At 43.1% G+C, this 12876-nt stretch carries 10 protein-coding genes; all 10 read left to right on the forward strand.

Annotated elements, in window-relative coordinates; translation table 11 throughout:
• Window positions 1-83 precede the first annotated feature (83 nt).
• A complete protein-coding gene (locus tag V3C97_RS02615) occupies window positions 84-821 on the forward strand; it encodes an ABC transporter ATP-binding protein (protein ID WP_278838505.1) in 738 nt (245 codons plus the stop codon).
• Window positions 814-2040, forward strand: coding sequence for an ABC transporter permease (locus tag V3C97_RS02620; RefSeq protein ID WP_278838504.1), 1227 nt, complete (start codon window positions 814-816; stop codon window positions 2038-2040). The genes V3C97_RS02615 and V3C97_RS02620 overlap by 8 nt, the downstream gene beginning before the upstream one ends.
• Before the next feature lie 50 nt (window positions 2041-2090).
• Window positions 2091-2882: a phosphotransferase family protein gene (locus V3C97_RS02625; protein WP_009554859.1), complete on the forward strand. Its 792-nt coding sequence runs from the start codon at window positions 2091-2093 to the stop codon at window positions 2880-2882.
• Window positions 2883-3116: 234 nt separating this feature from the next.
• Window positions 3117-3788 (forward strand): tRNA (guanosine(46)-N7)-methyltransferase TrmB, encoded by a 672-nt coding sequence (trmB, locus tag V3C97_RS02630; RefSeq protein ID WP_338434392.1) that lies wholly within the window; start codon window positions 3117-3119, stop codon window positions 3786-3788.
• Window positions 3789-3833: 45 nt separating this feature from the next.
• Window positions 3834-4154: a thioredoxin family protein gene (locus V3C97_RS02635; RefSeq protein WP_009554855.1), complete on the forward strand. Its 321-nt coding sequence runs from the start codon at window positions 3834-3836 to the stop codon at window positions 4152-4154.
• A gap of 157 nt (window positions 4155-4311) precedes the next feature.
• Window positions 4312-4956: a YtpR family tRNA-binding protein gene (gene ytpR, locus V3C97_RS02640; protein ID WP_027826165.1), complete on the forward strand. Its 645-nt coding sequence runs from the start codon at window positions 4312-4314 to the stop codon at window positions 4954-4956.
• Window positions 4957-5131: 175 nt separating this feature from the next.
• Complete coding sequence (locus V3C97_RS02645) at window positions 5132-7444, forward strand: DNA translocase FtsK (RefSeq protein WP_338434393.1); 2313 nt, start codon at window positions 5132-5134, stop codon at window positions 7442-7444.
• A 63-nt stretch (window positions 7445-7507) separates the two neighbouring features.
• The gene (murC, locus tag V3C97_RS02650; protein WP_027826163.1) at window positions 7508-8839 is read left to right on the forward strand and encodes a UDP-N-acetylmuramate--L-alanine ligase; all 1332 of its coding nucleotides are present in this window, start codon (window positions 7508-7510) and stop codon (window positions 8837-8839) included.
• Between the two features lie 183 nt (window positions 8840-9022).
• Window positions 9023-9721, forward strand: a complete 699-nt coding sequence (locus tag V3C97_RS02655) for a Bax inhibitor-1/YccA family protein (RefSeq protein ID WP_035162568.1) — start codon at window positions 9023-9025, stop codon at window positions 9719-9721.
• 358 nt (window positions 9722-10079) lie between these two features.
• Entirely contained in the window at window positions 10080-12743 is a 2664-nt protein-coding gene (gene polA / locus V3C97_RS02660; RefSeq protein WP_338434394.1) for a DNA polymerase I, read from the forward strand.
• The last annotated feature ends 133 nt before the right edge of the window (window positions 12744-12876 follow it).

Below are 12876 nucleotides of genomic sequence, written 5' to 3' on the forward strand. Positions count from 1 at the left end.
ATTAGTGAAAAGTGTTTATTCATGTTTAAAATAATTATACACTAAGAATAAAGAACCGAGTAGATAAAGAGATGAGGGATCATATGTTAACCGTTACCCATTTAACTGGGGGATATTCACGCCTACCAGTGATCAAAGATTTAAACTTTACTGTCAAAGCCGGTGAAATTGTGGGTTTGATCGGCTTGAACGGAGCGGGCAAATCGACCACAATCAATCATTTGATCGGCTTGCTAACGCCCCATACTGGAGAAATTGAATTAAATGGCATTTCTTTGCAGGCCAATCCGCAAAAATATAAAGAGAAATTAGCGTATATTCCTGAGATGCCGGTTCTATATGAAGAACTTACCTTACGGGAACATATTGAAATGGTAATCATGGCTTATCATTTAGATCATGATCAGGCCTGGCAAGATGCCCAGCACTTGTTGCATTTATTCCGGTTGACCAATAAATTAGACTGGTTACCTGCTAATTTTTCCAAAGGGATGAAGCAAAAGGTAATGATCACTTGTGCGTTTATTACCCAGGCCCAACTGTTTATTATTGATGAACCGTTTTTAGGCTTGGACCCGCTAGCAGTCAAAAACCTGTTAACAAGTATTAGAACAAAAGCAGACGCCGGTGCGGGTGTTTTGATGTCAACGCATGTTTTATCAACAGCGCAAACTTACTGTGACCGTTTTATTATGCTGGACCATGGACAAATTATTGCCCACGGGACATTAACCGATTTACAGACCCAAGCGCATATGGCGGACGCTAATTTGACAGATATTTACTTAGCTTTAACACAGGAGGGTGGAAGTGATGAATGATTTATGGCGCCAGCGTCAACGGGCATATCGGCGTTTATTACTGAAATATAGTCGTTATGTGCTCAATGATCACTTTGTCATTGCACTATTATTTATCTTGGGGGGGTTTAGTTTAGGCTACGCCCAGCTAGTGCAAAACCTAACTCCCGAGAACGCGGCTTGGTGGGTCTGGCCGGTAAGTGGAATTTGGCTGTGGGGGTGGCTGTATGTTGGTTCAATCACCACTTTGCTCAAACCACCCGATCCCATTTTTTGGTTACCGCAAGAAAAAGCTAGTGGTCAATATATACAACGGGCGTTTTGGTGGAGTTTATGGCGTAACTGCGGATTACAAATAATTGGACTGGGAATAATAAGCCCTTTAGTATTACGGGGACTAGGCATGAACAGTTGGGACTTACTGGCACTAGGGCTGACCCAATTATTATTAAAGGGTACGTTAACACTGCAAGAATACCGAATTTTGACTAAAAAACGTAACGTACAATTAGCAACTAAGCAAGAATACCTGGTGTTATTTGGTACACAAATTAGTTGCTTGATCCTGGCCTTGAGGGTGACTTGCTGGGGTGGTTTGGCTCTGGCAGCGCTTTGTTTGGGAATAGTCGGGGTAACTACTTACCGGTTGGAAGATTATGGTATTGATTGGCAGCTTGCTTTAGCCAAAGAAAACAGTCGGATGGCGCGCTTGTACCGCTTTTTAAACCTATTTACTGATGTACCAGCAGTTCAAGGGAGTATCAAGCGGCGTAAACTATGGGATAAACTTCTGCCTCAAGCTAAGGGCAATCCATATTTGTATTGTTACTACCGGACTTTAGTGCGCAATCCCAACTTAAGCGGAACCTACTTCCGGTTAGTTGGTGTAGGTGTGCTGGTCGTGCTCCTCATTCCAGGGGTCTGGGTGCGTGGAGCAGTGGCAATGCTATGGCTTTACCTGGTAATGAATCAAATGTTAGGCCTGGCTAGTATCCACCGCAATAATTTGTTTCAATATGTATGGCCACTGCAACCACTTCAACAAAGAAAGGCACTCCAAAAAGTGATGCGCTATCTGCTTGGAGGAGTGACAATTTTGCTAGTAGTCGGGGTTGAAATTGTAACTAAGAATTGGCTCTTAAGTGGGGGGATGCTGGTAATTCTAAGTTGTGAAAACGCCGTCTTAACGGGCTTTTACCTCCCTCAGAAGATGGATAAATTGCTTGACACTCAGAAGTGAAATTTGTAAACTTTAAGAGGTTATCGAATTGAGTAGAGGAGCGAGCCAAGATGGATTTCAATTTGGAAACAAATAGCTGGCAAGTTCTCCCAGTCGGTGGCGACACAGGTATGGCTTATATGGGGGTTAGCAAGAACAAGAAGTTATTCTTGAAGCGAAATACATCTCCATTTTTAGCTGCCTTATCTCTTGAGGGGGTTACCCCACGGTTGATGTGGACGAAACGGATGTCATCTGGTGACACTTTGACGGCCCAAGAATGGTTAAACGGACGAAGCTTACATAAAAGTGAGATGGCTTCAAAGCAGGTTTCTGACCTCTTGTACAAAGTACATCATTCTAAGCTGTTAAAGAAAATGCTAAGACAGGTTGGCGGAACTGTTGTGACCCCAACAAGCCTATTAGACAGTTATTTTGATGGGCTGAGTTCAGACCTGCGGAAGCATCCGTTGTTAGCGCGTGTTGCTACCCAACTGAAGCGGACTATGCCTCAGTTAGACCCAGCAAATTTCGAAGTATGTCACGGCGATTTAAATCATAAAAATTGGTTGTTATCAGATGCTAAACGTTTATATTTAGTAGATTGGGAATCAGCAGTAGTTGGCGACCCAGCATTGGATTTAAGCATGTTAATGTGCCTATATGTCCCACGTGATCAATGGCATGAGTGGCTTGAACGCTATTATGGAAGAGAGATTGATTCCGCTTTTCAAGCGCGAGTTGATTGGTATACAATGATGAACTTATTGTTTTTTATCAAGCATAGTCATGGGCGTGGTCGTTTCCATGAAATGAACCAAGACATATGTAAATTAGCCGATTTTGTCGATACGAAAAACTAAGTAAAATTAATTTAAAATACTTTTATTGAGAGGCTGGGAGAAAATTCTGTTTTCGCACCAGCCTCGTTGTTTATTCACTAATAGCACATAAATTACGTGGCAAATAGCCCCAAGTCTAGAACCTAAGCATGAACGAAGGTCATCACACTTTACATCACCCTCGTCTTAGCTTAGCCCAACGACTTGGCATGAAGGCTATTTTCCGCGCACTTTTTCTAAAGGAGCGATGCACGAGTGCGTTTAAGAAATAAGAAGTGGGCGCGCCCACTAATTGAAAGTAATCCCCAATACATTGTGACAGAACCTGAAAAATGCCGAGGAAAATGGCAAGAGCGCTTCGCCCAAAAGGCACCTCTATACATTGAGGTCGGGATGGGGAAGGGGCGGTTTATCACTGACATGGCCGCAGCGCACCCCGATAAGAATTTCATTGGGATTGAAATTCAAACTGCAGCTGCAGGAATTGCTCTTAAGAAACAGGTGGCCCAAAAGCTGCCAAACTTGCAATTGATTCTGGCAAACGGGGCAGGATTGACGACATTTTTTGCTGATAATGAAGTGGCGGGAATTTACCTGAATTTTTCTGATCCTTGGCCGAAGAAAAAGCAGGCTAAACGGCGATTAACCTACAAGAGTTTCCTGGCGCAGTATGAGCAGGTAATGGCACCGACCGGGCATTTAGAATTCAAGACGGATAATATGGGGCTATTTGAGTTTTCGTTACAGAGCCTTAACAATTACGGAATGAAATTCGATGGTATCTGGCTTGACCTGCATAACAGTCCTGAAGCAGAAGGTAACATAATGACAGAATATGAAGAAAAGTTTAGCCAGTTAGGTCAACCGATTTACAAGTTGACTGCTCATTTTCCCAAAGCAGATCAGTTGTCATCCCAAGTGGATTAATGTATAATTACTTACAATTAATAAGTCAACTGGAGTGTGATTGACATGGAAATGTTAGAAAAAATGAATCAAGCAACCCTAGAAGAAAAGTTAGCAACAGGAAAGTATGTCCTCTTCTTTACTGCTGATTGGTGCCCAGATTGCACATTCATCAAGCCATACATGCCAGAAATTGAAGCACAATTTACAGATTATAAGTTCTTACAAGTTGACCGGGACGAAAACATTGACCTCTGTCAAGAATTGATGGTTATGGGGATTCCAAGTTTCATCGTTTACGAAGATGGCAAGGAAGTTGATCGGTTTGTAAACGGCGATCGTAAGACCAAGGCTGAAGTTGTTGACTTCTTAGCACAAGTGAATTAATTAGAGTTGGAGCTGGGAGAAAATGCTATTTTCTTACCAGCTTTGTTATTTTCCAATCACTTTTAAATAATTGCCGACTGATTATGTTAGAATAGAGCATGATTATTAACGTTGAGTTAATTTTATAATTACTAATTGAATAAGGGAGTTTAAAAAGATGCTAATTGCTAGCTATAATAAAGCCCACTTGGGAGATGTTTTGCTGACGATGGTTCGCCCGGATGAACCAACTCAAGCAAGTGAACGTAAACAAAATATTGTTCGGATTTTTTCACCGGCCACTAACGAAACGTTGGGGTATAACTTCTTTGCTGTTAGCGAGATTGTGCCTGATTTAGCTGGTTCTGGACAGGTGGTTTTACGTCCTGAACAAGTGGATCAATTAAACCAAGCATTGACGGCAGCCGGTTTTCCTGCGGAATTAGTTTATGATAATGATCCTAAATTTGTTGTCGGCCATGTGGAAACAGTAGCAGCTCATCCAGATTCTGACCACCTGCACATCGTACAAGTTACTATTAATGATGGGCAACAATTAACGCTTGTTTGTGGGGCACCTAATATTGCTGTTGACCAACGGGTAGTTGTAGCTAAAGTTGGGGCAATGATGCCAAACGGGTTGATGATTTGGCCAGGCAAACTTCGGGGAGTGGACAGCCCAGGAATGGTTTGTTCAGCGCGTGAATTAGAATTGCCAAATGCACCACAAAAACGCGGAATTTTGGTACTGCCTGAAGACGACAGTCGCTTTGCAGTTGGCGCTGCTTTTGACTTTGCGGCTGGGGCTGAACTGTTCGCATAAAAATATTTCCTAGCAGGACAAAATACTTTGTTAGGAAGCATAACCAGATATTATCCTTACGGGGAGGACAACGAACTAACAGGCTGTCCTCCTCTCTTTTTTGGTAATAAAATTATGCTAGAATAGTTGTGCAACGAATATGAATGAATTAAGTGATAGATAAGGGTGGAAGTGAATGCAACATTATGATGGACCAGCCTTTTTTAGGCAACAAGGAAAAAATGTCCCGCGGGTTAGCCCGCGGCAAAACACCCGTGAGAATTATCATTCTTTGACTGGGGATGATTATCGCGGACCGGTTTATCAGGGGCGAAATACTAAAAAAGCACAATCAGGTACATTACACCGCGAATATACAACGAGGACATTTAAGCCTAAATATGTCCCGCCTTCCACAGCACAGTTTACGCCCAATGAAAGTCGCAAGAAATATACGCAGTTAGTCAAAGAACTGGCTAAAACGGCAGATTCATACTTGTTGTGGGATGAACAACCTAGTAACGAATTAATTATTGATTTGACTGTTCCCGCTGATCAGGGACCAGTTCGGCCGGTTGCCACGACTGAAACAGCACCGGATGAAAAAGCGCAACCAGAAGCGGAGGATACCAAGATTGGTATGATTGATGGTGCGAAGACAGTGGCTGAGAGCCAAGCTGCGGGACATGCTGTACTAGATGTAGAAGCTGGTACAACGCGTCCAACTCCAACCCCAGTGTCACCTACTGCAGATGCAACAGGTGAACCACGGGCGTTAGACCGGTCATTGACTGATATCATGAATGCTGAACAAAATGACCAGCGACATCTGGCTTTGTTTGATGAGCATCGACGCCAAGAGCAGATTAATCAAGGAAAGACGGCACAAACTAGCCAGCCAAAATCAAGTCAGAATGCCATGGTCAAGGATATGGTAGATACGTCAACTCCAAGTGGGCAACCGCTAGTAGCCCCACCAGTATCTGAGCAAGTAAGCAAGAAAGCAGCAATTGCAGATCCTAAAGACATTACGAACGTCCAACCAGCTGCGTCAGAACCGACGGGGGATAAACAGCAGTTTGTTTACCAATTTCCACCATTGAGTTTGCTGCCAGAGCCAGTAGCGGTTGAAAGTAGCACCATGGATGAATGGGTATTGAACCAGATTGATGTTCTCAACGAAACGCTGCAATCGTTCCATGTTGATGCCACGGTTAAAGACTGGACGGTTGGCCCGACAGTCACTCAGTTTGAAGTTAAATTAGGGCGTGGGGTCAAGGTTAGCAAGATCACTAACCTAACTGATGATCTCAAACTTGCATTAGCAGCCAAAGACATCAGAATTGAGGCCCCAATTCCAGGCAAAAGCAGTGTGGGGATTGAAATTCCTAACCTTAAATCACGCCCGGTTATGTTGGCGGAAGTTCTCGAAGCACCGCAATTTAAACAAGCCCAATCACCACTGACAGTCGCATTGGGAGTCGACTTGTTTGGCCGTCCTCAAGTGACCGACCTGCAGAAGATGCCACACGGATTGATTGCTGGAGCGACGGGATCAGGAAAGTCAGTTTTCATCAATAGTTTGTTAGTTTCGCTCCTGTATAAGGCCCAACCGGAAGAAGTCAAACTACTGCTAATTGACCCGAAGGCGGTAGAAATGGCGCCTTACCACGATATTCCTCACTTGTTGGCACCAGTTATTTCTGATCCGCAGGCAGCCGCCGCTGCTCTTAAATGGGTAGTTAACGAAATGGAAGAACGCTACCAACGATTGGCTGCTGCTGGGGTTCGTAATATTGAGGGATTCAATGAGAAAGCACAAGCGCAAGGGGAATATGGTTTGAAGATGCCATATATTGTGATTGTGATCGATGAGTTGGCTGATTTGATGATGGTTGCATCCTCAGAGGTTCAAGATTATATTGCCCGAATTACCCAGAAGGCACGGGCAGCGGGAATTCACCTTTTGATTGCTACGCAACGACCAAGTGTTGACGTTATTACCGGGACAATTAAGAACAACATTCCAACGCGGATTGCTTTTATGGTTGCCAGTCAAGTTGACTCGCGGACGATTATTGATACTGCTGGTGCTGAAAGGTTGCTTGGACGTGGCGATATGCTTTATTTGGGGAACGGAGCTAGCCAACCAGTCCGGTTACAAGGAACATATATTAATGATGAGGTTGACGCTGTAACCGATTATGTTCGGCGCCAAGCCCGGCCCCACTATGCTTTTGATCCGACCGATTTGAAAAAAGAAATTTCTCGGACTAATAGTGAGGACGACCTCTTGCCAGAAGTGTTAGACTATATTGTTAACGAAGACAATATATCAACTTCTAAATTACAGCGGGTGTTTTCGATCGGTTACAACCGGGCAGCCAATATCATTGATGATTTGGAACAACAAGGCCTGGTTTCAGCCGCTAAGGGATCTAAACCTCGGGATGTTTTCTTAACACCAGAAAAGTTGGCACAATTTGAAGACAATTCAGATTTAATCTGAATCTGGTAAGCTTTATATGGTAAACTTATTTTTGATTGTGAAGAAGAAAAGAGGATAACGACTATGGATATGAATACCACATATTTTTTTGTGGGGATTAAAGGAACTGGAATGAGTTCACTAGCCCTGATTTTGCATGATAAGGGGTGCAAAGTTATCGGGTCAGATATCGATAAGTACACTTTTACACAACGGGGACTAGAACAAGCAGGCATTGAGATTTTGTCATTTGATGCCGCTAATATCAAAGCTGGCATGACGATTATTGCTGGTAATGCTTTTGGTGATGACCAAGTTGAAATTCAACGGGCGCACGAACTAGGTTTGCCAGTTTTGACTTATCCTGAAACAGTTGAAATGATTATTGAAGAAACAACAAGTATTGGTGTGGCTGGTGCCCACGGTAAAACCAGTACAACCGGGCTATTGGCTCACGTGCTGGGGGGCGTTTCTCCAACTAGTTACTTGGTAGGGGATGGCTCTGGTAAAGGTCTGCCAGATGCTCGGTTCTTTGTGTTTGAAGCTGATGAATATCGGCGTCATTTTGGGGCATATCATCCTGATTACGCAATCATGACAAATATTGACTTCGATCACCCAGACTACTTCAAGAGCATTGATGATGTGCGCGATGCCTTTGAAACCTTTGCTAAGCAAACTAAGAAGGGCATTTTTGTGTGGGGCGAAGACAAAAACCTACGTAAGCTCCAGGCTCACGCCCCAATTTACTTCTATGGAACTAGTGAAGATGATGATTTCCGGGCTACTAACATTAAGCGGACTACTAAAGGGTCTAGTTTTGATGTGTACCATCATGATGATTTCCTTGGTTCATACGAAATTCCGATGTTTGGTCAACATAATGTTCTCAACAGCCTGGCTGTTATTGCAGTTTCACACATGGAAAAGATCGACCAAGATGAAATTCGGCGGGAACTGTTAACTTTTAAGGGGGTTAAGCGGCGCTTTAGTGAAAAGAAAGTTGCTGATATGGTAATCATCGATGACTATGCGCACCACCCAGCTGAAATTCGGGCAACGTTGGATGCAGCCCGCCAACAGTACCCAGATAAGCAATTAATTGCAGTTTTCCAACCTCATACATTTAGTCGGACAATTGCACTGATGGATGAATTTGCTGCTAGCTTGAGTTTGGCTGATAAAGTTTATCTGACGCCAATCTTTAGTTCGATCCGGGAACATGATGGGAAGGTATCCTCTGATGATTTAGGACGCAAGATTGCCAAGGGTGGCAGTGTCTTGAGTCTGGACAACATGTCACCATTGTTGGAATACCATGATGCAGTAGCAATCTTCATGGGTGCCGGCGACATTCAAAAGTATGAATTTGAGTATGAAAAGTTGTTGAGTAATTTGAGCTTGCGCAACAACTAAAAATGACTATTAAACCAGTTTGTGTATCTTTGAACGAAGTGCCAGACTGGTTTATTTGTATACTACGAATTTAACGATTATTTAATATTAGCAAATACAAGTTTAAAGGCAGGATGTGGTATCCTATAAATAGAATAAGTAGGTAGTTTACACACAAACTGTAAACCATAAGGAAGGAGAATTATCGTGAACGAAGAAAGAAGACTTAGTCAAGCAGGTTTAAATACATTTTTAGCCAAAATGTATGCTTTCATGGGAGCAGCTGTTGGGGTTTCCGCAGTTGTCGCCTTCATTTTGAACAATTATTACCAGTATGAAATGCTGACTTTCTTTGCTACTCATCGCTGGGTTATGTGGGCTTTGTTTATCGCCCAACTTGCTATTGCTTGGACAACATCCCTGCGAATCGACCGAACACCAGCAATGACAGCGGTGGGGTTGTTTGGCTTTGCGGCTATTGAAGGGATCTTTTTTGCAAGTATCCTTACGTTATATACTGGCCAAGATATAACTATGGCCTTTGTTGCAGCAGCTGCTGATTTTATCGTTTTAGCTCTGTTTGGGTTAAACACTAAAAAGAGCTTAGCTGGAGTGGGCCGGCAAGCTATGGCAGCTTTAATTGCCTTGATCATTGTGTCAGTGATTAACCTGTTCTTGCAAAGTACAATGATTGTATTTGTCTTTTCAATCATTGGCGTGGTGATCTTCAGTTTGCTGACAGCTTGGGATTCACAACGGATGAAGGCTTTATATATGACTAATGCTGGCCAGGTTAATGTTACTAATTTAGCCTTGATCGGAGCCTTTCAGTTGTACCTGGATTTCATCAACTTGTTCTTACAGTTATTACAAATTTTTGGTATGGGCGGCGACCGGAAGTAATAAGATTAGCCGCATAGTACCGTGTGATCCTCATCCGAAAAGGGTGAGGATTTTTTTAGATTGTGCCGTAGCAAACAGAGATTTTATTTTACCAAGCAACTGACAGAAAAACTTACTTGGGCGGGAGAACATACGGCATATAGTACAATATGTGCGGCTTTATTAGCATTAAACCGCGTTTTAAGGTAATTTTATTTGCAACACCTATTTTTTTATTGGTCGTGTCTGACCGAATTAATTTGTAAAATGAAATTGAACGAGAAAAAAGAACAAGAAGTATTTGGTCCTACAACCGAGCTTGTTCTTAATGTATGATGAAATTAGGAAATTAAATTCAATTTAGATACGGGGCGAAATTATGACGGGAAAAAATACACGGTTGTTATTAGTAGATGGTAACAGCATTATCTTTCGAGCGTTCTATGCTATCCGAACACAATTAACTAACCATGATGGTTTGCATACCAATGCAATTTATGGCTTTAAATTGATGCTTGATAGCGTTTTGACAACTTATGATCCTTCGCATGTGTTGGTTGCATTTGATGCTGGCAAAAAGACCTTTCGGACAGAGAAATATGCGGCTTACAAAGGGCAACGGGACAAGACACCGAGTGAACTTACCGAACAGTTTGGTTTGGTTAAAGAACTGCTGCAGGCATACGGGATCACTAGTTATGATCTTCCCAATTATGAAGCCGATGATATTATTGGGACGATGGCGGCTCAGGCTGAAGCCGCTGGTTATGATGTCACTGTTGTGACTGGGGACCGTGACTTGACCCAGTTGGCGACGGACAAGGTGACAGTGGCGGTAACTAAGAGTGGGGTAACCCAGATGGAAAACTATACCCCAGCATACGTGCAGGAGAAGTTGGGGGTTACTCCGCGGCAAATTATCGACCTAAAGGCACTTCAAGGAGATTCATCAGATAATTATCCGGGAGTGACTGGGGTCGGTCCGAAGACAGCGGTAAAATTAATCAAGCAATACGAAAGTGTTGAAGCTTTATATGAAAACTTAGCCACCATGAAGAAATCTAAGCTGAAAGAACACCTGGAACAAGACCAGGCCAATGCTTTCTTGGCTAAGGACTTAGCGCGCATTCGGCAAGATGCCCCGGTAGCAGTAACACTCGCTGATACCCAACGGCAACCTGTCGATATTGATCAACTAGTGGACTTATACCAGCGCTTAGATTTCAAGCGCTTTTTGGCGGAAATTCATGCTGACCAGGCCGGACGAGCTGATAAAAAGTCACAATTAGCAGTTGATATTTTGACTAATGTGCAGGACTTAACAACAGTTGAGTATCATGATGGCGATAATTTGGCGTTTGTGATCGAAGTGGATGGTGATAATTATCACCGCGCTCCGTTAGTCGGTTTTGCCTTTAAGATCAACGATCATTATTATGCTAGTCGTGATGTTACTTTATTGCAGGAAAAACCGTTACGCAACTTATTGGAAAGTGCCACTATCCCAGTTGATGTTTTTGATAGCAAGCAGACCTATGTTGCTTTAAATAGGCTAGGAATCACATTGCGGCAAGTTAATTTTGACCTCTTACTGGTGTCATACCTCCTCAATAATGCTGATAATAGCAAGGATATGGGGAAATTAACGCAAGAGCATAATTATTTTGAATTAACAAGCGACGAAAAATTATACGGGAAAGGCGCTAAGCGGGCTTTGCCAGCAGATGATGCAGTCTTTTGTGGGCATCTGGCTCAGAAAACCAAGGCAATTCATGATCTAGAGCAACAGTTGTTAACTGAGCTCCAGCAAAATGAACAGGTACCACTCTACGTAGATATTGAGCGTCCGCTAGCAATAGTCTTAGCGCAAATGGAGATTACTGGGGTCCGGGTTGATACAGATAAACTGATGGAAATGCAGAGTAAGTTTGGGGAGCGCCTGGCTGAGATTCAAACAGCAATTTATGCCGAAGCGGGCGAAGAGTTCAACCTGAATTCGCCAAAGCAACTGGGAGTAATTTTGTTTGAAAAGCTTAAACTACCGGTAATCAAAAAGACGAAGCGGGGCTATTCAACAGCAGTCAGTGTTCTGGAAAAACTACGGGGGATGGCACCAATTATTGATAATATCCTGGCATACCGGCAATTGTCCAAGCTACAATCCACTTATATCGAAGGATTGCTCAAAGTAGTTGCTCCTGAAGATGGGAAGGTTCATACCCGGTATACCCAGACTTTGACGGCCACAGGACGGCTATCGTCGGTAGATCCAAATTTACAAAATATTCCGGTACGGTTAGAAGAAGGCCGCCAGATTCGCCAGGCTTTCGTTCCTAGTCAACCTGGTTGGGAGATCTTTTCTTCTGATTATTCCCAAATTGAATTGCGGGTTTTAGCTCATGTTTCAGGAGATCACAACATGCAACAAGCTTTCCGGGATGATTTTGATATTCATACCAATACTGCAATGCGGATTTTCGGGATCGATGATCCTGAACAAGTGACAGCCAACCAACGGCGTCAGGCAAAAGCAGTTAACTTTGGGATTGTTTATGGGATTAGCGATTTTGGCTTGGCCCAAAATCTGGGGATTAGTCGCCAGCAGGCTAAACGTTTTATTACGACGTATTTAGAAAACTTCCCCGGAGTGGAGCGTTATATGCGTGAGATTGTTGAGTATGCACGCGAAAAAGGTTATGTTGAAACGATTCTGCACCGGCGACGCTACCTGCCAGATATTAAGAGTAAGAACTTTAATTTACGGTCATTTGCGGAACGAACAGCTCTCAATACACCGATCCAAGGAAGTGCAGCCGATATTATCAAGACCGCGATGATCCAGATGCAGGATGCTTTGCAAAGTCGGGGCTTACAAGCACGAATGCTGATGCAAGTTCACGATGAATTAATTTTTGAAGCTCCCCAAGAAGAAATTCCTCTGTTAGAAAAAGTGGTACCAGAGGTTATGGATTCAGCCGTGCAGCTGGATATTCCATTGAAGGTGGAAAGCAAACACGGGGCAACATGGTTTGCTGCTAAATAAGTAACGGTTAAGTGGGAAAGAGAAACGTTGAAGTGTTCAATGTTTCTCTTTTTTAGTAATGAGAAACCCGCCCATATCAGAAGCTAGGAGCAACTGAATGTAAAGGATTGCGGTGGTTTTGTTTTATTATTGT

This window comes from Ligilactobacillus saerimneri (assembly GCF_036689625.1).
Lineage (GTDB): Bacteria > Bacillota > Bacilli > Lactobacillales > Lactobacillaceae > Ligilactobacillus > Ligilactobacillus saerimneri.

What these genes read in the sequence shown, in the direction of transcription:
- V3C97_RS02620 (WP_278838504.1), top strand. Translation starts at nt 814, where the DNA reads ATGAATGATTTATGGCGCCAGCGTCAACGGGCATATCGGCGTTTATTA.
- V3C97_RS02625 (WP_009554859.1), top strand. Translation starts at nt 2,091, where the DNA reads ATGGATTTCAATTTGGAAACAAATAGCTGGCAAGTTCTCCCAGTCGGT.
- V3C97_RS02615 (WP_278838505.1), top strand. Translation starts at nt 84, where the DNA reads ATGTTAACCGTTACCCATTTAACTGGGGGATATTCACGCCTACCAGTG.
- murC (WP_027826163.1), top strand. Translation starts at nt 7,508, where the DNA reads ATGGATATGAATACCACATATTTTTTTGTGGGGATTAAAGGAACTGGA.
- V3C97_RS02645 (WP_338434393.1), top strand. Translation starts at nt 5,132, where the DNA reads ATGCAACATTATGATGGACCAGCCTTTTTTAGGCAACAAGGAAAAAAT.
- V3C97_RS02635 (WP_009554855.1), top strand. Translation starts at nt 3,834, where the DNA reads ATGGAAATGTTAGAAAAAATGAATCAAGCAACCCTAGAAGAAAAGTTA.
- ytpR (WP_027826165.1), top strand. Translation starts at nt 4,312, where the DNA reads ATGCTAATTGCTAGCTATAATAAAGCCCACTTGGGAGATGTTTTGCTG.
- polA (WP_338434394.1), top strand. Translation starts at nt 10,080, where the DNA reads ATGACGGGAAAAAATACACGGTTGTTATTAGTAGATGGTAACAGCATT.